At 70.8% G+C, this 19583-nt stretch carries 17 protein-coding genes; 8 read left to right on the forward strand and 9 right to left on the reverse strand.

The genetic code is table 11. From position 1 onward, the window contains the following. Positions 1-99 precede the first annotated feature (99 nt). Genes BLQ49_RS21455 through BLQ49_RS21465 form a run of 3 tightly spaced genes read left to right on the forward strand, consistent with a single transcriptional unit; the run spans position 100 to position 2157 of the window. Positions 100-885 (forward strand): DUF429 domain-containing protein, encoded by a 786-nt coding sequence (locus BLQ49_RS21455; RefSeq protein ID WP_091719456.1) that lies wholly within the window; start codon positions 100-102, stop codon positions 883-885. Between the two features lie 47 nt (positions 886-932). Continuing rightward, positions 933-1448 carry an NUDIX hydrolase gene (locus tag BLQ49_RS21460; protein ID WP_091719458.1) on the forward strand — a complete coding sequence of 172 codons (516 nt, stop codon included), beginning with the start codon at positions 933-935 and terminating at the stop codon, positions 1446-1448. Positions 1449-1491: 43 nt separating this feature from the next. Then, positions 1492-2157 carry a carbonic anhydrase gene (locus BLQ49_RS21465; RefSeq protein ID WP_091719460.1) on the forward strand — a complete coding sequence of 222 codons (666 nt, stop codon included), beginning with the start codon at positions 1492-1494 and terminating at the stop codon, positions 2155-2157. 113 nt (positions 2158-2270) lie between these two features. Here BLQ49_RS21465 and BLQ49_RS21470 read toward each other — a convergent pair whose 3' ends face one another. Continuing rightward, positions 2271-2975 (reverse strand): DUF4142 domain-containing protein, encoded by a 705-nt coding sequence (locus BLQ49_RS21470; protein WP_091719714.1) that lies wholly within the window; start codon positions 2973-2975, stop codon positions 2271-2273. A gap of 255 nt (positions 2976-3230) precedes the next feature. Between BLQ49_RS21470 and BLQ49_RS21475 the strand changes: the two genes are divergently transcribed. Beyond that, a complete protein-coding gene (locus BLQ49_RS21475) occupies positions 3231-4379 on the forward strand; it encodes an acyltransferase family protein (RefSeq protein ID WP_208859093.1) in 1149 nt (382 codons plus the stop codon). Positions 4380-4404: 25 nt separating this feature from the next. Next, positions 4405-5268 carry a universal stress protein gene (locus BLQ49_RS21480; protein WP_091719717.1) on the forward strand — a complete coding sequence of 288 codons (864 nt, stop codon included), beginning with the start codon at positions 4405-4407 and terminating at the stop codon, positions 5266-5268. Positions 5269-5400: 132 nt separating this feature from the next. Here BLQ49_RS21480 and BLQ49_RS21485 read toward each other — a convergent pair whose 3' ends face one another. After that, a complete protein-coding gene (locus tag BLQ49_RS21485) occupies positions 5401-5610 on the reverse strand; it encodes a hypothetical protein (protein WP_091719462.1) in 210 nt (69 codons plus the stop codon). Between the two features lie 144 nt (positions 5611-5754). Between BLQ49_RS21485 and BLQ49_RS21490 the strand changes: the two genes are divergently transcribed. The 3 genes from BLQ49_RS21490 to nudC all read left to right on the forward strand — a co-directional run bounded on the left by BLQ49_RS21490 (position 5755) and on the right by nudC (position 7760). Beyond that, positions 5755-6360 carry a hypothetical protein gene (locus tag BLQ49_RS21490; protein ID WP_091719464.1) on the forward strand — a complete coding sequence of 202 codons (606 nt, stop codon included), beginning with the start codon at positions 5755-5757 and terminating at the stop codon, positions 6358-6360. A 71-nt stretch (positions 6361-6431) separates the two neighbouring features. Next, positions 6432-6851, forward strand: a complete 420-nt coding sequence (locus BLQ49_RS21495; protein ID WP_091719466.1) for an HIT domain-containing protein — start codon at positions 6432-6434, stop codon at positions 6849-6851. 6 nt (positions 6852-6857) lie between these two features. Next, positions 6858-7760 (forward strand): NAD(+) diphosphatase, encoded by a 903-nt coding sequence (gene nudC, locus BLQ49_RS21500; protein ID WP_091719468.1) that lies wholly within the window; start codon positions 6858-6860, stop codon positions 7758-7760. 86 nt (positions 7761-7846) lie between these two features. Here the strand turns inward: nudC and cysG are convergent, their stop codons facing one another. The 7 genes from cysG to BLQ49_RS21535 form a co-directional block, all read right to left on the reverse strand. After that, a complete protein-coding gene (cysG, locus tag BLQ49_RS21505) occupies positions 7847-9319 on the reverse strand; it encodes a siroheme synthase CysG (RefSeq protein WP_091719470.1) in 1473 nt (490 codons plus the stop codon). Between the two features lie 203 nt (positions 9320-9522). Further along, positions 9523-12219, reverse strand: a complete 2697-nt coding sequence (locus BLQ49_RS21510; RefSeq protein WP_091719473.1) for a nitrate reductase — start codon at positions 12217-12219, stop codon at positions 9523-9525. Positions 12220-12444: 225 nt separating this feature from the next. Then, on the reverse strand, positions 12445-14049 hold the full coding sequence (locus BLQ49_RS21515; protein WP_091719475.1) for a sulfite reductase subunit alpha: 1605 nt from the start codon (positions 14047-14049) through the stop codon (positions 12445-12447). Continuing rightward, positions 14046-15863, reverse strand: coding sequence for a NirA family protein (locus BLQ49_RS21520; RefSeq protein ID WP_091719477.1), 1818 nt, complete (start codon positions 15861-15863; stop codon positions 14046-14048). The genes BLQ49_RS21515 and BLQ49_RS21520 overlap by 4 nt, the downstream gene beginning before the upstream one ends. 11 nt (positions 15864-15874) lie before the next feature. Further along, on the reverse strand, positions 15875-17143 hold the full coding sequence (locus BLQ49_RS21525) for an NAD(P)/FAD-dependent oxidoreductase (protein WP_091719479.1): 1269 nt from the start codon (positions 17141-17143) through the stop codon (positions 15875-15877). 736 nt (positions 17144-17879) lie between these two features. After that, positions 17880-18881, reverse strand: a complete 1002-nt coding sequence (locus tag BLQ49_RS21530; RefSeq protein WP_091719481.1) for a CmpA/NrtA family ABC transporter substrate-binding protein — start codon at positions 18879-18881, stop codon at positions 17880-17882. Next, positions 18878-19465: an ANTAR domain-containing response regulator gene (locus BLQ49_RS21535; RefSeq protein WP_091719483.1), complete on the reverse strand. Its 588-nt coding sequence runs from the start codon at positions 19463-19465 to the stop codon at positions 18878-18880. Before BLQ49_RS21535 ends, BLQ49_RS21530 begins: the two co-directional genes overlap by 4 nt. Between the last annotated feature and the right edge of the window lie 118 nt (positions 19466-19583).

Below are 19583 nucleotides of genomic sequence, written 5' to 3' on the forward strand. Positions count from 1 at the left end.
GCGGCTCCCGATTCGGTGCGTCGGCGCGATGCGATAGCGGTCCACGCCAGCCCGGACAAGAACGCAGCGCGGGTCGGGTTCCGCATGGGGAGGATCGCCATGGCGCGGTGGATCGCGGGGCTCGACGGGTGCCGGGGCGCCTGGGCGGGGGCCCTGCTCGACCTCGACGATCCCGAGCGGCACCGCTGCGCCCTCTTCCCGGATGTCGAAGCGCTCCTCGACGCGCCGGAGCAGCCCCTCGTAATCGGGATCGACGTGCCGATCGGCCTGCCCGACCGGATCGTCGGCGGCGGGCGGGCGGCCGATCTGGCGGCGCGCGCCAAGCTCGGCCCGGCCCGGTCGTCGGTCTTCCCGATGCCGCCGCGGGCCGCGATCTACGCGGACGACTACGACGCCGCCAAGGCCGCCTCCCGGGCCGCCAGCGACCCGCCCTTTGCGCCCTCGATCCAGGGCTACAACATCTTCCGCTACGTCCGGGCCGTGGACACGCTGCTGCGGGCGCGGCCGGAACTGTGCGACCGGATCCACGAGGTTCACCCGGAGGTGGCCTTCCACGCCCTCAACGGAGGCCGGCCCCTCGGCCTGCCGAAAAAGGGACCCCGGGCCCGGGAGGGGCTCGACCTGCGGCGCAGACTTCTCGCGGCGGCCGGGCTCCCGGAAGCGCTGATCGACGCCCGCGCGAAGGGCATCCCGGCGGATGATCATCTCGACGCGCTCGCCGCGCTGCTGGTGGCGCGCGACATCCTGGCCGGCCGTGCCGTGCCGATGCCGGCTGTGCCCGAGCGGGACGCTTACGGGCTGCCGGTAGTGATCTGGGCTCCGGCCGAGCCGGAGCCGGCTGCCGGCATCGGAGACATCGATTCCACGGGCGCGGTCGCTCTTTGAGACGCACTGCACGTTGTCAGGCGGCCAGATGCCCTAGCTTTCGTGTGATGACCTCAGAGACAGCTCCCCCGATTCGCCATATCGCCCGGGCCATCGTGCTCGACCCGCAGGACCGGATCCTGCTGATCGCCTATGCCTCCGTTCACGCGACGGGGCCGGACGGGACGCCGCTGCGGTTCTGGTTCATGCCGGGCGGCGGCCTGGAGCCCGGCGAAGACCACGTCACCGCCTGCCGCCGGGAACTCGGTGAGGAGATCGGCCGCGCCGACGTGACGATCGGCCCGCAGGTCGCCGCCTGCGACGGCCCGTTCCACCTGTTCCGCCAAAGCCGGGATGCCCGCGAGCGCTACTTCCTCGTCCGCCTGCCCGACGATCGGGTCGACACCAGCCGCCTCGCCGAGACCGAGGACAATCCCGTGCTCGGCACCCGCTGGTGGCCGATCGCCGAATTGCGTGCGAGCGGAGACCGTGTCGAGCCGGCCGGGCTGGCCGATCTTGCGGCCGATCTCGCCCGTGGGATTATCCCGGACGAGCCCCGCGTTCTGAGATGGCAAAGGTCCTGATCTCGGCCGTATCGCGGCGAATAATACAACCGGAGGTGACTTGATGTTTCCTGTCTATTTGACCGAAGGCTACCGCTCGTTCCTTGAGCAGCGCTTTCCGGCAGAGCGTCGACGCTTCGCGCAGCTGGCCCAGTCGCAGCAGCCGGAGATTCTGATCATCAGCTGCTGCGACAGCCGCGTCTCCCCCAGCGCGATCTTCGATGCCGGGCCGGGCGAGCTGTTCACGATCCGCAACGTCGCCAATCTCGTGCCCCCCTATCAGCCGGACGAGAACTACCATGGCACCTCGGCGGCGCTCGAGTTCGCCGTTCAGGCCCTGGAGGTGAAGCATATCGTCGTGCTCGGCCACGCCACCTGCGGCGGCGTGAAGGCCTATGCCCAGAAGGCCAAGCCGCTCTCCGAGGGCAACTTCATCGGCAAGTGGGTCTCTCTGGTGGAGCCTGCGGTTGCGAAGGCCGGCGATCCCGAGGCGCCCAATTATCTGACGCGCCTCGAATACGCGGTGGTGGCGCAGGGCCTCGAGAACCTGATGACCTTCCCGTTCGTGAAGGAGCGGGTCGAGGATGGCCGGCTCCAGCTCCACGGCGCGCATTTCGGCGTCGCCAGCGGGTCCCTCGTCGTGCGCGACCCGGAGACCGGGGCGTTCAAGGCGCCGCTCGATACGGCCGGCCTGCCGGTGCGGTCCGCCGCCGCGATCGCGTGTGATTGAGGCCGAGTCCGGCGCAGGAAACTGCGCCGGACATACGCAAACAAAAAAGGCGGCCCGCTTGCACGGGCCGCCTGTCCTGAAGGCCCGGCCGAAGCCGGGCCTTTTCGTGGATCTTACATGGCACCCGGCAGGCGCTGGGCCTGGTTGTAGTGCATCTCCAGCGCCGGCAGGGCCTGCTGGGCGTAGTTCCGAAGGGCCGGGTTCGGGCCACCCTGGGCGTAGGCCTGGGTCATCGAGATGGCCATCTGATGAGCCTGGATCTGCTGGTTCGCGTACACGCGATCGAAGCGCGCGCCGGCCGGGGTCGCCGAGAGCTCGGCCAGCATTGCCTGCTGCTGCGGGCTCGGCTGTACGATCGTGGAAGCACCCGTCGCCATCATGTCACCGCCGCCGAGGCGGCCGCCGGCCGCAGCGCCGTTCGCCGCACCGGCACCCGCGCCCTGGAGGCCGCCGACCGGGCCGCCCGAAAGCGTCCCGCCAACCACGCCGGTCGCCGCACCGACGCCAGCACCCACGGCGCTGCCCGCCACCGCGATCGGGGCCGTGATCAGGCCGCCGAGGCCCGGATCGCCGCCCGCCATCGCGCCGGGCTGTCCGCCGGCCAGCGCAACGTTGGCGGCGCGGTGATCGCGGATCACCTCCTGGGCGTAGGACCGGACGCGCGGATTGCGCGACTTCGACAGGGCGATCTGCGAGGACTGGATCTCGAACGCATTCGCCTGCATCGATTGCATGCGGAAATCGTTGGCGCTCTGCGCCAGGGCCGGGGTCGACAGCGCCAGGACCAGCGCGGAGGCAGCGGCGTAATTCTTCAGCATCAGGAACCTCGTTTCGAGATGGGCGCGCGAGCGGTCACAGGATGTGTGGCGGAGATCGGAGACCTCACGCTCCGCGCTCGCGGATTGATTCGTCAACGGAGGTATCGACTTATGGTTCCTGCCGTTTTCGCTTTGGACCGGCCTCGTGGATAAGGTTCCGCCCCCGTGCGGCTGTGCCCGCAGGCCCAAAACCAGTCGATCGGTAATCCCAGTGGCGATGCGCGGGACGCCGCGTCACGGACCTCTGAGCGCCGGATGATCCTCGTCCCGATCCAGATCCTGCGCGGTCTCGCTGCCTTGATGGTGGTTTGGCACCATGCGCGGCATGAGGCGGATCTTCTTGCGCAACGGAGCGGCGGCCCCGCCCTTGATCCGGGCATGCTCTTGCCCTGGTGGGGCGGCGTCGATCTGTTCTTCGTGATCTCCGGCCTCGTCATCGTCCTGGCGAGCGGGCGCCTGTACGGGGTGCCGGGCGGCCGGGCCCGGTTCCTGGCCCATCGGATCGCCCGGGTGGTGCCGCTCTATTGGCTGGTGAGTCTCGCCTATCTCGCCCTTGCCCTGGCGCGTCCCGATCTGCTCGGGGAGGCCGCCGCCCTGGTCCATGATCCCACGGCCCTCGTGGCGGGCTTCCTGTTCTGGCCGGCCGCCCGGCCTGACGGCGTCGTCCAGCCGCTCTACGGGCTGGGCTGGACTCTGAACTACGAGGCCTTCTTCTATGCCCTCTTCACCGCCGGGCTCGGTTTCGGGCGGCGCGGCGCGGCGGCCTCGCTCATCGCCGTGCTGGGTCTCCTCGTCGCCGCTGGGGCCGTTTGGCCGGACCTGCCCGTGCCGCTGCGCTTCTGGGCGAACCCAATCGTGCTCGAATTCGCCGCCGGGGCCGGGCTCGCCCTCGCCTATCGCGGCGGCACCCGGCTCGCCGCGCCGCTGCGGGCCGGCCTCGCGGTATTCGGCCTCCTCGGCCTGATCCTGGCAGCCTACCTTCTCGCAGACCTTGGCGAGGCCGACGGTATCCTGCGTCCGCTCCTCGTCGGCGTGCCGGCGGCCCTGCTCGTGGCCTCTGCCCTCGGGCCGGGGCGCGATGCGGCGCAGGTCGCGCGTCTACCGGTCCCGACGCGGGCGCTCGTGATCCTCGGGGATGCCTCCTACGCCCTCTACCTCGTGCACCCCTTCGCCCTGCGCCTCATGCGCGAGGTCTTGCTGCGGCTCGGCGCGGCGCCGGCGCTGCACCCCTATGGCGGCATGATCCTGATGCTGGCGGCGAGCATCACGGCCGCCCTGCTCGTCCACCGATACGTCGAGACGCCGCTGACCCGGCGGGTGCGGCGGCTCCTCGACCCAATACCCGCGCAAAACCGTGTGCCCTGCGGAGCGGACCCGGTTCCCCATGGGCGTCGGCCGGATTAGCCTCGCCCCCGAGGAGGACGAAGCCATGAAGACGCTGCTCGTACCCATCGCGATGCATGACGCCCTGCCCTCCGTGTTCGAGACGACGCGGCTCGCCGCGACGCGCTTCGGCAGCCTGATCGAAGGCGTATCGCTGCGCCCGGCGCTCGCCGAATACGTCCCCGTCGACATGGTCGGCGGCATGACGTGGCTGCGGGACGAGGAGGCCGACCGGGCCGAGGCCGAGGAGGCGGGCGGCCGCTTCGTCGCCTTCATGGACGCGGCCGGCATTCCCCGCCACGCCCGCGACGGGCTCTGCATACCGGAGCGGGTGCCGGAGGCTGGGCCGCGCTACCGCTGGCGGCAGGACGTGCCGACCGGCGACGCGTTCCTGGGCCAATACGCCCGGCTGTTCTCCGCCACGGTGGTCGGCCGCCCGGGCACCACCGACAACGCCCCGCGCATGACCACCTTCGAGACCGCCCTGTTCGAGAGCGGCCGCCCGATCCTGCTCGCACCGCCGACGGCGCCCGCGACCCTCGGCGATGCGATCCTGATCGCCTGGAACGGCTCGACCGAGACCGCCCGGGCGGTCGCCTTCGCCATGCCGTTCCTGCGCAGGGCGCAGCGGGTGCTGGTGCTGAGCGTCGAGGGCGGGATGGTGCCGGGCCCGAGCGCCCAGGACCTCGCCCAGGCCCTGGCGTGCGAGGGGGTGGACGCCGCCCACCGAGCCCTTCCGGCGGGGCGCCGCGCGCCCGGCGAGACGTTTCTCGCCGAGGCCAAGGCCTTCGGCTGCGACCTGCTGATCAAGGGCGCCTACACCCAGAGCCGCCTGCGCCAGATGATTTTTGGCGGCGTCACCAGCCACGTGCTGGCCTATGCCGACATGCCCGTGCTGATGGCGCATTGACCGGCCGAGCAGTGGCCGGCCGCAGCCATCGCGGCTGTGGCCGGGACTGACCGATCACTGTCCCTCGACCGTTCGGTAACGCCGTTTCAGGTACGCGTGAACGGCGCGCTCGAAGGCGGCATTCTCGACCACCTAGAGCTCACGGCGCGTTGCGAACGGACCGCGGACGACGACTTTGTCCATCGCGTCGGCATAGGATCTGGCGCGGCAATAGGCGCCCTCCTGTTCGAAGTGATAGTCGAAGAAATTATAAGACTGCTGCAATCGGCCTTCGAGCCAGATTTCGTCGATGCTGTGCTCGATCGCGACCGGCGCAATGGGATCGTTCGATGGCTCGGCCATGACTCACCTCCACGATCGCACAAGTCTTGCACTCCATTGTCGGTGCGCAAGCGCATCGCCCGTGCGCGGATAATCGGTCGATTCAGGAACCGCCGCAGCACTGCAACGTTCGGCTCCCGCCCGCCCCGACCCGCAAGGATCCCCGTGACGCGTCCTGTCAAGCGCAGCCTCCTCGCCGCCCTGCTGACGGTGGCTTCGGTCACCGCCGTGCGGGCTGAGCCCATGATGGCCCGATTCCGGGGGACGGTCGCGCGGGCCGAGGCGGACCGTCTCGAAATCCGCCGGCCGAGCGGCAGCACCCTCGCCGTGCGGATGGATCCGAGAACCCGGATCTACGCGGTGAACGAGTCGGACCTGCGGGCGATCAAGCCCGAGAGCTACGTCAGCGTGCTCGGTGCCGCGGGGGTGGAGCCGCGGCGCGCCACGGCGGTGACGCTGTACGCGCCCTCCGAACGCGGCTTCGAGGCGGGGAACCAGCCCTGGGATACGGCGCAGGGCGCGACGCTGACGGCCGGCTGGGTCTCCGACCTGCGCCGCGGCTCGCCCCTGAAGCTCGCTCTGTCATACGGGGGCGGGCAATCCGCCTTCGAGATTCCCGGCAATACGCCGGTGACGCAATTCTCACCCGGCGAACGGGCACAGCTCCAGCCCGGCGCCGCCGTCACGATCTTCGCCCGCTCGGATGCGGACGGCGCCCTCACGGCAGCGACGATCGCGGTGGGCCGGCAGGGCGCCGTCCCGGGTCTCTGACGCTTCGGCGCAGTCTGCGCTGCGTCATTGTTCCCGCGCGCAGCGCACGAAGCTGCGCTACATCGGTCGCGATGACCGAATCCACCTTCGCCCTCGATTCGCGTTTGGCCGCCGACACCGTCGAGGTCGGCGACCTCGCTTTGTGCCGGGTCCTGCTGATGGATGATGCCCGGTTCCCGTGGCTGATCCTGGTGCCGCGTCGCCCCGACCTCTCTGAGATTACCGACCTGTCCGAGCCGGATTCGGTTGCCCTATGGCAGGAGATCCGCATCGCCACCGGGGTGATGCAGGCGCTGGCCACGCCCGACAAGGTGAATGTCGGGGCGTTGGGCAACATCGTGACCCAGCTCCATGTCCACGTGGTCGGCCGCTTCCGCTCGGACCCGGCCTGGCCTGGCCCGGTCTGGGGTTTCGGGACCTGCACGCCCTATCCACTCCACGCCCGCGCTCAGCTCATCGAGCGCGCCGGCGCCCTGTTCTCCGCGGCCTGAACGCCTATGACCGATCCCCGCGACACCCTCGGCTTCGTCCGGAACCGCCTCGATCGCCATTCGGCCGAGCAGCCCGAGGAGGCGGTGCCCGCCTTCGATGCGCCCGATACCCGCCTCGTCCTCCTGTGCGGCGACCGGTTCGTGCTGCGCGGCGCCACCGCGCTGATCGCGCCCGAAGATGCGGCCGACCTCGCCGCCGGCACGCGGATCTTCCTCGGGCGCCGGGACGGGCGGCCGGTCTTCGCGCTTGCGGCGCCTGCCGAGGCCGCGGAGCGCTTCGCGGCCGATGAAACCCGCACCCTCGACCTGCGCAGCATCGCCACCGAATCCGCCGTCGAGGCGGAGGAACTGGGCCTGCTGGCGGTCGCCAAGTCGATGCTCGACTGGCATGCCCGTCACGGCTTCTGCGCCAATTGCGGCGCCGCCACCGTGGCGACGGCCGGCGGCTTTCGCCGGGAATGCCCGGCCTGCGCCGCCCATCACTTCCCCCGAGTCGACCCGGTGGTGATCATGCTGGTGCGCCGGGGGGATGCCTGCCTGCTGGGCCGCGGCCCGCATTTCCGGCCGCACATGTATTCCTGCCTCGCCGGCTTCCTGGAGCCCGGCGAAACGATCGAGGACGCGGTGCGCCGCGAGGTGTTCGAGGAGACGCGGATCCGCGTCGGCGCCGTCACCTACCGGACCTCGCAGCCTTGGCCGTTCCCCTCGTCACTGATGCTGGGCTGCGCCGCGGAGGCTCTGGACGAGGCCATCGTGACCGATCCGAGCGAACTGGAGGATGCCCGGTGGTTCAGCCGCGCGGACGTCGCCGCCATGCTGGACGGCACGCATCCGGAGGGCTTCCAGGCGCCTCCGCCCATGGCGATCGCCAATTACCTGATGCGCGCCTTCGTGGCCGGGGCGACCTGAGGCCGCCTCAGCCCGGCTGGGCCGCCTTGGGGATAAATCTGTGCAGTCGGGTGCGTCCGCCCGGCCGGGTCGTGAAGGCCTCTGGGTCAGATCGCTAAGCGACTCTGCGCTACCGCGACCGGGACCGCCCCCCGCATCTCGGAGAAGGCTTCGCCGACCATCAGCAGCGCCGGCCCGTCGAGGCCGGCCGCTTCGACGCGGTCGGCGAGGTCGGCGGCGGTGCCGCGCAGGGCCTGCTGGTTCGGGCGCGTGGCGTTGAACACCAGAAGCGCTGGCGTCGACGGCGCCAGCCCCTCCGCGACGGCCCGCGCGAGCAGGGCGCGGAGGGTGCGCTTCGGCATGTAGACCACCGTGGTGACGCTCGGATCGGCGAGCGCGCCCCAGTTCAGATCGTCCGGCAGGGCGCCGCGGCGGTCGTGGCCGGTGACGAATTGCAGACGGCGCGCCGCGTCGCGGTGGGTCAGCGACAGGCCGAGCGCCGCCGCTGCCCCCTGCGCCGCCGAGACGCCCGGCACCACCGACACGGGGATGCCGGAAGCGCGGCAGGCCTCGATCTCCTCGCCGGCCCGGCCGAAGACCAGCGGATCGCCGGATTTCAGCCGCACCACCTGCTTGCCCGTGCGGGCGAGCTGGACCATCAGCGCGTTGATGTCGTCCTGACGGCAGGACGGGCCGTGGCCGGTCTTGCCGACCAGCATGGTCCGGGCCTCGCGGCGGGCATAATCCAGGATCTCGGGGGCGACGAGGTCGTCGTACAGGATCACGTCGGCGTTGCGCAGCGCCCGCAGGGCCTTGAGCGTCAGAAGCTCCGCGTCGCCGGGGCCGGCGCCGACGAGCGTCACCGCGCCGCCCTTGGGGGCGGCCTCGGTCTCGCCGAGCAGTTCCGCGAGGTCCGCATCAGAGGGCGCCCGGTCGGGCTCCGCGAAGGCGCGGTCGGTGAAGCGTTCCCAGAAGGCACGCCGCTCGGCGAAGCCGTGGAAGCGCGCCGTGACGCCGTCCCGCCAGTCGCGGGCGGCCGCGACCCAGCGGGCGAATCCGCGGGGCAGCATCGCCTCGATCCGGGCGCGCACGGTCTGGCCGAAGACCGGGGCGGCGCCCTCCGTGGAGATGCCGACCACGAGCGGCGAACGGTTAACGATGGCGCCGAACTTCACGTCGCAGAGATGCGGCCGGTCCACCGCGTTGACGATGGCGCCGGCCCCGCGGGCGGCCGCCACGAAGGCGACGCACTCGGCCTCGTCCTCCATCGCGCCGATGCAGAAGGCTGCGCCCCAGAGATCGTCGGGGGTCCAGGCGCGTTCGTGCAGCACCACCTGCCCGTCGACGATCTCGCCCGGCACGGCGCGCAGCTCCTCGCCGGGCTCGGGGGCGTAGACGTCGACATGGGCGCCGGCCGCCGCCAGCACCTTCACCTTCCAGGGCGCACCGCCGGAGGAACCAGCGAGCACGACGCGCTTGCCGCGCAGGGGCACGAAGACGGGCAGCACCGCCAGCGGCTCCAGGCCGGCGGCCTTGGTCTCGCGGGGCGCGCGGGCTGCGCGCAGGGGGGTGTCGGTCACGGTTCGGTCCTGAATCGTCCTCGGTCGGCCGGTCCCACCGGCCTCCTCATCCTGAGATGCTGTGCAGCAACCTCGAAGGCGGGCTCCAGGGATCGCGCGGCCGGCTGGAGGAGTCCTTCGAGGCCCGCTGACGCGGTCACCTCAGGATGAGGTGGTCGGGTTGGACGGGCCGATCAATCCTCGATCACACGTGTACCAGATAATCACGCGGCGCGGGCGGTCTGCCCAGCCAGCATCTTGCGGATCTCAGGGATGCACGAGCCGCAATTCGTTCCAGCCTTGCAGGCGGCGCCCACAGCCTCCACCGAGCCGGCGCCCCCCGCGATGGTGGCGGCGATCGCGTCGGCGCCGACGCCGTGACAGGCGCAGACCACCGGGCCCGCCGAAGCCGTGGCGGCTCGCCCAGAGAGCAGGGCCAGACGCTCAGGCGTCTCGGGCTCCTCGGCGGCGAACAGGGCCTTGGCGGCCTCCCAGTCCGGACGCGCTCCGGCGGGCGCGTAGGCGAGGCTGGCGACGAGGCGGGTGCCGTCATAGACGGCGCAGCGGTAGCGATCGCGGGCGTGGTCGGCATACTCGGCCAGTTCGCAGCCGGGCAGCGCCTCGCTCTGGATCAGGCCGCGCATCATCAGCGCCACGGCCCGGGAGCTGTCCTGGGTGGCGAATTGCACGCCCCAGCCACCGGTGATCGCCGCCCGCGCCCACCACCAGCCCTCCGGCAGCGCTACCTGCGCCCGGGACAGCAGGAATCCGCGGGCGCGGTAGGCCACCGGCGCGATCGCGGCCGGCGTCGCTTTCAGCTCGGGCTGGCCCGAGACCGGGTCCGGCATGCCGCGCACCAGGGCGCCGACCCGGGCCTTCGACGCGAAGGCGCCGCCCCAGTGCATCGGCATGAACAGGCTGCCCGGCACCACCGTGTCGGTGACCATCACCTCCAGTTCGGCCTCGCCATGCTCGGTCGCCAGCCGCGCGATGCCGCCATCGGTCAGGCGGTGGGCGGCCGCGTCGTCCGGATGGACCTCGACGAACGGGACGGCGCGGTGTGCTGAGAGGCGCTGGCTCTTCCCGGTGCGCGTCATCGTGTGCCAATGGTCGCGCACCCGGCCGGTATTGAGCACGAAGGGAAACTCGTCCGACACCGCGAGCGCCAGGGCCGGCGGCTGCACGGCGACGAAGCGCGCGCGCTGGTCGAAGGTGTAGAACCGCCCATCGCCGAACAGGCGGGCCTTGCCCTGCGGCGCGCCGCGCGGCCCCGACCGCTTCGGGATCGGCCATTGCACCGGCAGGTTCACGTCGTAGGCGGCGTCGCTGATGTCGGTGAGCGCGCCGAGGTCGAAATCGCGCGTGCCGTTGTTCTCGTAGGCCGAGAGCCCGGCATGTTCGCGAAAAATCGCGGCGGCGGAGTCGAAAGCGAAGGCTCGGCCATGGCCGAGCCGGCGGCCGACATCGGCCAGCGCCGCCCAATCGGGCCGGGCCTCGCCGGGGCTCGTCAGGAACCGGCGCTGGCGCGAGATCCGCCGCTCGGAATTAGTGACGGTGCCGTCCTTCTCGCCCCAGGCCTGGGCGGGCAGCAGCACGGTGGTCTGGCCGAAGCCCCGGGCGGTGTCGGAATCCGAAACGGCCTCCGAGACCACGTAGAGGTCGAGCCCTTTCAGCGCGTCCCGGATCATGTCGGCCCGCGGCATCGAGACCAGCGGGTTGGTGCCCATCACCCAGAGGGCCTTGATCTTGCCCCGCGCGACCGCCTCGAACAGGGCCACCGCCTTCATGCCCTCGCCGGTGATGATCCGCGGCGCGCCCCAGTAGCGGCGCACCCGGTCGACCTCCTCGGGGGCGAAGTGCATGTGGGCGGCCAGCATGTTGGCCAAGCCCCCGACCTCGCGCCCGCCCATGGCGTTGGGCTGGCCGGTGAGCGAGAACGGCCCCGCCCCGGGCTGGCCGATCCGGCCGGTGATCAGGTGGCAATTGATGATGCTGTTGCCCTTGTCGGTGCCCTGCGCCGACTGGTTCACCCCCTGCGAGAAGGCGGTGACAACCCGGCGGGTGCCGGCGAACAGGGCGTAGAAGGCCGCGACGTCGGCCTCCGGCACGCCGGTAAGGACGGCGACCGCCGCGGCATTCGGGGCGATCTGGCGGGCGCGGTCGAGGGCGCCGTCGAGGCCGGCCGTGTGGGACTCGATGAAGGCGCGATCGCGAAAACCGTTATCGGACAGGTAGACCAGCAGGCCCGAGAACAGGGCGGAGTCGGTGCCCGGCCGGATGCCGAGGAACAGGTCGGATTCCTGCGCGGTCTGGGTCCGGCGCGGGTCGATGACGACGAATTTGGTGCCGCGGCGCTCCTTGGCGTCGGCCATGCGGCGGAACAGGATCGGATGGCACCAGGCGGTGTTGGAGCCGACCAGCACGATCAGGTCGGCCTCGTCGAGATCCTCGTAGCAGCCCGGCACCGTGTCGGAGCCGAAGGCGCGGCGGTGCGCCGCCACCGCGCTCGACATGCACAGACGTGAGTTGGTGTCCACGTGCGGCGTGCCGATGAAGCCCTTCGCGAGCTTGTTGGCGACGTAGTAATCCTCGGTGAGGAGTTGGCCCGAGAGGTAGAAGGCGATCGCGTCCGGGCCGTGCTCTTCGGCGACCGCGCTGAGCTTCTTCGCGACCGTGTCGAGGGCTGCGTCCCACGAGACCCGCGTGCCGTCGATCTCCGGGTGGAGCAGGCGGTTCTCCAGCGACAGGGTCTCGCCCAGCGCCGAGCCCTTCGAGCACAGGCGGCCGTAATTGGCCGGGTGCTCGGTATCGCCCGCGATCGTGGCGCCGCCCTGCCCGTCCGGGGTGGCGAGCACGCCGCATCCGACCCCGCAATAGGGGCAGGTGGTCCGCACCGTCGGCGCCGCCACTGGCTGGGTCATGGCTGAAGTCCTCGAAGGGTCGTCCTGGCGGGAGCAAGCTTCGCGCCGTATCTCCCTCCCCCCTCTGCGGGGGAGGGTGGCCCCCGAAGGGGGGCGGGAGAGGGGAGCGACGATGCCGGATGGAGCACAGCCCGTCCGTTGAGCCTTTTCCGGAACCCGGGTCCCCTCTCCCGCCCCGCATCCGCGGGGCACCCTCCCCCGCAGAGGGGGGAGGGTTTGGGCTGCTCAGTACACGTCGGCCTGATAGCGCCCGGCCTTCTTCAGGGCCGCGAGATACGCCACCGCGTCCTCCGGGCTCTTGCCGCCGTACTGCGCGGCCACGTCGATGATCGCCCGCTCGACGTCCTTGGCCATGCGCTTGGCATCGCCGCAGACGTAGAAATGCGCGCCGCCTTCGAGCCACTTCCACAGATCGGCGCCGTTCTCGCGCATCCGGTCCTGGACGTAGGTCTTCTCGGTGCCGTCGCGCGACCACGCCAGGGACAGGCGGGTGAGCACCTTGTCGTCCTTCAGCTTGGTCAGCTCGTCCTTGTAGAAGAAGTCGCTCGCCTGCCGCTGGTGGCCGTAGAACAGCCAGTTGCGGCCGGGCGCCTGCGTGGCGGCGCGCTCGCGCAAAAAGGCCCGGAACGGCGCGACACCGGTGCCGGGGCCGCACATGATCACGTCCTTCGACAGGTCGGCCGGCAGCCCGAAGCCGTGCGCCTTCTGGAGGTAGACCTTCACCCGGGTCTGCTCGGGCAGGCGCTCGCCGAGATGGGTCGAGGCGACGCCCAGCCGCAGCCGCGAGCGGTGGTTGTAGCGCACCGCATCCACCGTCAGCGACACGCGGCCGACATCCATCTTCGGCGAGGACGAGATCGAGTAGAGCCGCGGCTGCAACTCGTCCAAAGCCTCGAGGAAGACCTCGGCGTCGGGCCGGGCGCCCGGGAACTTGTGGAGCGCGCCGAGCACGTCGAGATAGGCGGCGTCGCCGTCCGGATCCTCGCCGGAGGCCAGCGCCTGCGCCTTCTTGCGCGCCGCCCCGGAGGTGAGCAGCGACAGGAGCTGGTAGAGGTTGTCGGGCGCCGCGCCGAGCGCGTAGTTCATCAGCAGGTGCTCGCGCAGGGTTTTTTCCCCGATCACCCGCTCGGGCCGGGCGCCGAGCTCCGCGATCACGGCGTCCACCAAAGCCGGGGCATTGGCGGGAAACAGGCCGAGCGAGTCGCCGACCTCGTACTGGATCGGCGTGCCATCCAGCCCGATCTCGATGTGCCAAGTCTCTTTCTCGCCGCCCGGATCGTTGAGGCGGCGGCGGGACAGGAACAGCGCCTCGACCGGGTTCTCGCGGCAGTAGCCGAGCGGGCCCAGATCGGCCGCCGCCTTCGGGGCGTCGTCGTCCGCCTTCGGGGCAGCCGGGGCGCCGCCGGCGGCGCCGAACTCCTCGTCCAGCTTCTTGAGCATGCGCAGGGTCTCTTTGCCGCCGGGCTGGCAAAGGTTCAGGCGCGCCTCGTTCTTCAGGAAGATCGCGTTGGCGTAATCGGCGCAGTTGTAGCCGCACTGGCCGCAATCCTGCTGGGCCATGGCGGCCATCAGCTTCTGCGGCTCGGGCCGGTCCTTGGCCATCGCCATCCGGTCGCCGATCGGCACGGAGGGGTCGTGCCAGGGGGCGTCGTCGTTGTCGGCGAGTCTCGGGCCGGTCGACGGCGCTTCGCCGGGCGCCAGCGCCGTGGCGCCCTCGACGGCGGGGCCGAGGAGCGCCGCGAAATAGCCCGAGAGCCAGGCCCGCTGGTCCTCGTTGAAGGGGGCGGTCTCGGGGATCAGGACGAGGGGGGGCGAGACGTGCTGGGTCATGCGGCGGCCTTCAGGGCGGGCTGGTCCTCGGCGGCGTCGCGGAGCGCCTCCGCGCCGGTGCGGCTGGTGAAGGCCTGGAAGCTCTCCTCCGGGCCCTCGCGGCGGGCGAGGTAGGCGCGCAGCAGCGCCTCGACCCGGGCGGGGCAATCCTCGGCCTTCACGGCCTTCCAGATCTCGGTGCCGATCTTCGGGTTCTCGGCGAAGCCGCCGCCGACCACGATGTCGTAGCCCTCGACGGTGTCGCCCTCCTCGGAGACGACGACCTTGGCGCCGATCAGCCCGATATCGCCGATGTAGTGCTGGGCGCAGCTATGGTGGCAGCCGGTGAGGTGGACGTTCACCGGCACGTCGAGGTTCGGCACGGCCGTCTCGATGTGGTCGGCGATGATGAGGGCGTGGCCCTTGGTGTCGGAGGCCGCGAACTTGCAGCCCCTTGCACCCGTGCAGGCGACAAGCCCGGAGCGGATGCCGGCGGCCTTGGTGGTGAGGCCGAGCGCTTCCACGCGCGCCTCGACCTCGGCGACCTTCGCATCCGGCACGCCCGAGAAGATGAAGTTCTGCCAGACGGTCAGGCGGATCTGGCCGTCACCGCACTCGGCCGCGATCTGTGCCAGCGCACGGACCTGATCGCTCGTCATCTTGCCTACCGGCAGGACGACGCCAACCCAGTTGAGGCCGGGCTGCTTCTGGGCGTGGACGCCGACATGGGCGAAGCGGTTGGTGGCCTTGCGCGGCGCCACGTGCTCCGGCGCGACCCGATCGAGCTTGCGGCCGAGCTTATCCTCGACGGCGGCGAGGTACTTGTCGAAGCCCCAGGCGTCGAGGACGTACTTCATCCGGCTCTTGTTGCGGTTCGTCCGGTCGCCGTTCTCGATGAACACCCGGATGATCGCGTCGGCGACCGCGTTGCACTGCTCGGGCTTCAGCACGATGCCGGTGTCGCGGGCGAGGTCCCGGTGGCCCGAGATGCCGCCCAGCACGAGGCGCATGTAGATGCCGGGTGGCACGGCGGCGCCCTCCAGCACCTCCACCGCCTGGAAGCCGATATCGTTGGTCTCCTCCAGGGTCGGCATGACCCCGCTGCCGTCGAAGGCGACGTTGAACTTGCGCGGCAGGCCGTAGAGCGAGCGGTCGTTGAGGATCCAGTTGTGCCAGGACTTGGCGAGCGGGCGCGTGTCCAGCAGCTCTTGGGCGTCGATGCCGGCAGTCGAGGAGCCGGTGACGTTGCGGATGTTGTCGGCGCCAGCACCCCGGGCCGTGAGGCCGATATCGGTGAGGCCGTCGAGGAAGGGCTGGGCGTGCTCGGGGCTGATCTCGCGGACCTGCAGGTTCGCCCGGGTCGTCACGTGGACGTAGCCGCCGCCATGCTGGTCGGCGAGGTCGGCGACGCCCGCGAACTGCCAGTGGTGCAGGATCCCGTTCGGAATCCGCAGCCGGCACATGTACGAGACCTGGTTTGGCGCAACCCAGAACATCCCGTGGTAGCGCCAGCGGAAATTGTCCTCGGGCTTCGGCGGCTTGCCGGCGGCGGCCTCCTGGATCAGGCGGTTGTGGCCGTCGAACGGGTTCTCGGCGCGCTTCCACTTCTCCTGCTCGCAGAGCTTCCCGCCCTCTTTGACGGTTCTGTCCTGCGCCTTGATGTGGATCGCGTCCGGGCCGGTCGGCTCGGCGGGCGGGGCGGAGGCCCCTGCCCCGCCGCTCGCGAGGCCGCCGGTCATGCGGACGGCGGCGATACCGGAGGCGAAACCTTCGAGGTAGCGCTTCTGCTCGGCGTCGAACGTGCCTGCGGCGGTCTGGGTGTTGGTCTCGGCCATCGCGTGCCTCCCTAAGCGGCCAGCGGCTCGGGCGCGGGGCACCCGAACATCAAGTCGTCCACGTTCTCAATCGGATCGCCCGTGCGGATCAGGCGCTTGCAGGCCGCCTGCTCGGCGATGTCGCCCACGAACACGGCGCCGATCAGCTTGCCGTCGCGCACCAGCAGCTTGCGGTAGAGACCGGCGCCGGGATCGGAGAGCACGATCGCCTCGGCATCGTCGGGCGTATCCACGATGCCGGCGGAGAAGACCGGCAGGCCCGAGACCTTGAGGCTCGTCGCCAGGGACGTGCCCCGGTACTCGGCCGGCTGGCCAGCGAGGTGGCGGGCCAGGGTGTCGGCGTGCTCGTAGGCGGGCTCGACGAGGCCGTAGACCATACCGCGATGCTCGGCGCACTCTCCCAGAGCGAAGATGCGCGGATCGGAGGTGGTCATCCGGTCGTCGACCGTGATGCCACGGCCGGTCGCGAGCCCCGCCGCCTGCGCCAGCGCCATTGAGGGGCGCACGCCCACCGACATCACCACGAGGTCGGCCGGCAGCACGGTGCCATCGGACAGGACGAGGCGCTCGACCCGGCCGTCGCCCTCGACCCGGGCGGTATCGGCCTGAAGGAGCACCTTCACGCCGCGGGACTCCATGGCGCGCTTCACCAGCCCGGCGGCGTGGTGGTCGAGCTGGCGCTCCATCAGCCGGTCCATGACGTGGAGCAGCGTCGTGTCGACCCCGAGCCGGGCAAGACCGACCGCGGCTTCGAGGCCCAGCAGGCCGCCGCCGATGACGATCGCTCGGGCATGCTGCACGGCGGCCCGGCGGATCGCCGCCACGTCGGCGAGATCGCGGAACGTGATGACGCCTGAGAGATCCATGCCGGGCTTGGGCAGGCGGATCGGCAGGGATCCCACCGCGAGCACCAGCTTGTCGAAGGGCAGGACGTGGGTCTCGCCCACGATGACTAGGCCGTTCTCCCGGTCGATCTGCGTGACCGGCGCGCCGGTGATCAGGCGGATACCGTGGGCTTCGTACCAGTCGAGGCCGCGGAAGGCGCAGGCCGCTTCATCGACTTCGCCGCCCAGCAGCGAGGAGAGCAGCACCCGGTTGTAGGCGGCCTGGGGTTCGGCGCCGACGCAGGTGACGTCGAAGCGGCCGGGGGACCCCTCGGTCAGGCGCTCGAGGAAGCGCAGCGAGGCCATGCCGTTGCCGACGACGACCAGCCTCTCGCGCGGCAGGCCGGTCTCGGCGCGCGCGTCATGGATGCGTGTGTCGATAGGAGATGTCGCCATCGCTCGATCGCGTCTGGAACCTCGATTGCAGGATCGTTGGCGGACCGCCCACGAAAAAGCCGCTGCCGGTGCCTCCCCGGGCAGGCTTCGAGCCCCAGGAGAACCGGATCAGCGGCCTCGCTGACGGCGCTGTCCGTCGCCGTTGACGGACACATGTTCGGATGCAGACTTCGTGCCAAGTCCGTGGCGCAGCCCGTAGCGAAGGGCAGGGACGCGTTTTAGCTTGGCAATAAGAGGCCGGCCGGCCTTGTTGCGCAGCGTGCGCTGCACAAAAAGCGGGCGTTCGGCAGCTCAATCAGCCTACGTCGGTGTGAATGGGCGACGGGCCGCACGACCGGAGCCGCGTTCGCAGCCCTGTGTTCAGCGGGTCGGGCGCGAGCGTAACGTCTTCCACCACGGCGACCCCGTCGCCGTACTGGACGCAGCGGCTAGAGGAAAACGGAGAGAACCGCGAGTAGGCCGAGTGTCGGCATGGCTCCAGCCATCAGCACCCACTGCCAGCGCCGCGCTGCACCGGCTCGACGATTGTCGTTGCACGCCCGGGGGGCTCTCCCGCCCCGGTAGATGTGACGGCGAAGCTCATCCCGCATCCGCGGACGCGTCGGGAACGAGCCAGTATCGAGCTTGCGGCATCCGGGCATGGTAGAGACACAACGGGCCAGCCCGCGTGACGTTCCAGGTGTTCGCGGATCACCCCACAGGGGCGTGCTGACGAAAAGCGTCGGCTGTCGCCGGCTCAGATCTCGCCCGCCACCGCCCTGTAAAGATCCGGCCGATAGATCGTCGAGACCGCGGCTTCGAGGCCGGTCGGATCGACGATCTGCCGCGTGGCCCGCATCTGCGCGATAACCCACTGGGCGTAGGCCAAGCGCGGCTCCTGGATCTCCGCGCCGAAGCCGAGTTGGGCTCCGATGAGCGTCTGTTCCGCCGCTCCGCCGGGCAGAGCCCGCTCGATGATCGCTGCGTCGAGATCGAGATAGGTCCGGTGGGCAAGGCGGTGGGTCAGCTCGGCGCGGTTCTCGGGATCGGCGCACCAGCGCCCGGCCCGCGCTACGGCTCGCACCAGCGGCAGGATCGCGCCGTCGAGCCGTTCGGAGACCGCCAGCACCTTCTCGGGAGCGTCCGGCGCCAGTGCGCTGCCGAGCACAGCGATGCGTCCGTGGCCCGCCGCCGCGGCAACATCGTTCCACGGGGACCCCGCGCAAAAGCCGTCGACCAAGCCCCGCGCCAGGGTCTCGACGCTGTATTGCGGCGGCACCACGACCAGGCGGAACGCCGCGGGATCGAGTCCCCCGGCCTCGGCGAACAGGCGCAGCTGGTAGCTATGGCACGAGAACGGGTGGACCGTACCCAGCGTCAGCGGCCGTCCCGAGGCGCGACGCGCCTCCGCCACCCGGGCGAAGGCGCGGGCGACATCGAGGGGGGCCTCGCTCTCCGGGGCCATCACGTCCCACAGGCTCCGCGACAGGGTGATGGCGTTGCCGTTGATGCTGAGCTGCATCGGCACGATCAGGTCCGAGGGTGGTCCCGACAGGGACAGGCGGCTGGCGAGCGCCAGCGGAGCCAGCATGTGGGCGCCGTCGAGATGGCCCAGCGCCAGGCGGTCGCGCAGGGTCGCCCAGGAGGGCTCGGCCCTGAGGTCGAGATCGAGGCCCTCCGCGCGGGCGAAACCGAGTTCGTGGGCCGCGATCAGCGGCGCGGCGTCACAGAGCGGGATGTAGCCGAGCTGGAGCCTCATCCGAGCAGGTCCGCGGTGGTGACGATCGCCCGGGCGATATCGGCGATCTTGCGCTTCTCGTTCATGGCCTTGCGGCGCAGCTGCTTGTAGGCCTCGTCCTCGGTCAGACCCTTCATGCTCATCAGGATGCCCTTGGCGCGCTCGATCAGCTTGCGGTCCGCGAGCTCACCCCGCGCCTCGGACAATTCGCGCTGGAGCCGCGCGAAGGCGTTGAAGCGCAGGATCGCGATGTCAAGGATCGACTTGATCCGCTCGGCGCGCAGCCCGTCCACCACGTAGGCCGAAATCCCGGCATCGACGGCGGCCTGCATCATGGTGGTGTCCGAGCGATCAACGAACATGGCCACGGGCCGCTCCACCTGCCGTGAGACCCCCGACATCTGTTCCAAGATGTCCCGGCTCGGGCTCTCCAGATGGATCACCACCACGTCGGGTTTCAGGGCCGTCACGCGCTCCAGCAGATCGGCGGTGTCGGGGATGACCACGACGCGGCCGACGCCGGCCGCGCGCAAGCCCTCCTCCAGGATTGCCGCGCGGGCGCGGCTTGGATCGATCACGGCGACAGTCAGGCTGGTTTCGGTCATCGGAGCCCGGTGCGGGGCGGGTCGTCTCGGTCAGGCGGCCCGGGGCGGGCCACTGAAGCGAAGCAAGGTATATGCCCCCGCCGCGTGCTCCCGAGAAGCGCGATCCGACACCATCCCC

Origin of the sequence: Methylobacterium phyllostachyos, assembly GCF_900103445.1 — a bacterium.
Taxonomy (GTDB): domain Bacteria; phylum Pseudomonadota; class Alphaproteobacteria; order Rhizobiales; family Beijerinckiaceae; genus Methylobacterium; species Methylobacterium phyllostachyos.

Coding starts and splice junctions, on each gene's coding strand:
- BLQ49_RS21455 (WP_091719456.1), top strand. CDS start 100: ATGGCGCGGTGGATCGCGGGGCTCGACGGGTGCCGGGGCGCCTGGGCG.
- BLQ49_RS21460 (WP_091719458.1), top strand. CDS start 933: ATGACCTCAGAGACAGCTCCCCCGATTCGCCATATCGCCCGGGCCATC.
- BLQ49_RS21465 (WP_091719460.1), top strand. CDS start 1,492: ATGTTTCCTGTCTATTTGACCGAAGGCTACCGCTCGTTCCTTGAGCAG.
- BLQ49_RS21470 (WP_091719714.1), bottom strand. CDS start 2,975: ATGCTGAAGAATTACGCCGCTGCCTCCGCGCTGGTCCTGGCGCTGTCG.
- BLQ49_RS21475 (WP_208859093.1), top strand. CDS start 3,231: ATGATCCTCGTCCCGATCCAGATCCTGCGCGGTCTCGCTGCCTTGATG.
- BLQ49_RS21480 (WP_091719717.1), top strand. CDS start 4,405: ATGAAGACGCTGCTCGTACCCATCGCGATGCATGACGCCCTGCCCTCC.
- BLQ49_RS21485 (WP_091719462.1), bottom strand. CDS start 5,610: ATGGCCGAGCCATCGAACGATCCCATTGCGCCGGTCGCGATCGAGCAC.
- BLQ49_RS21495 (WP_091719466.1), top strand. CDS start 6,432: ATGACCGAATCCACCTTCGCCCTCGATTCGCGTTTGGCCGCCGACACC.
- nudC (WP_091719468.1), top strand. CDS start 6,858: ATGACCGATCCCCGCGACACCCTCGGCTTCGTCCGGAACCGCCTCGAT.
- BLQ49_RS21510 (WP_091719473.1), bottom strand. CDS start 12,219: ATGACCCAGCCAGTGGCGGCGCCGACGGTGCGGACCACCTGCCCCTAT.
- BLQ49_RS21515 (WP_091719475.1), bottom strand. CDS start 14,049: ATGACCCAGCACGTCTCGCCCCCCCTCGTCCTGATCCCCGAGACCGCC.
- BLQ49_RS21520 (WP_091719477.1), bottom strand. CDS start 15,863: ATGGCCGAGACCAACACCCAGACCGCCGCAGGCACGTTCGACGCCGAG.
- BLQ49_RS21525 (WP_091719479.1), bottom strand. CDS start 17,143: ATGGCGACATCTCCTATCGACACACGCATCCATGACGCGCGCGCCGAG.
- BLQ49_RS21530 (WP_091719481.1), bottom strand. CDS start 18,881: ATGAGGCTCCAGCTCGGCTACATCCCGCTCTGTGACGCCGCGCCGCTG.
- BLQ49_RS21535 (WP_091719483.1), bottom strand. CDS start 19,465: ATGACCGAAACCAGCCTGACTGTCGCCGTGATCGATCCAAGCCGCGCC.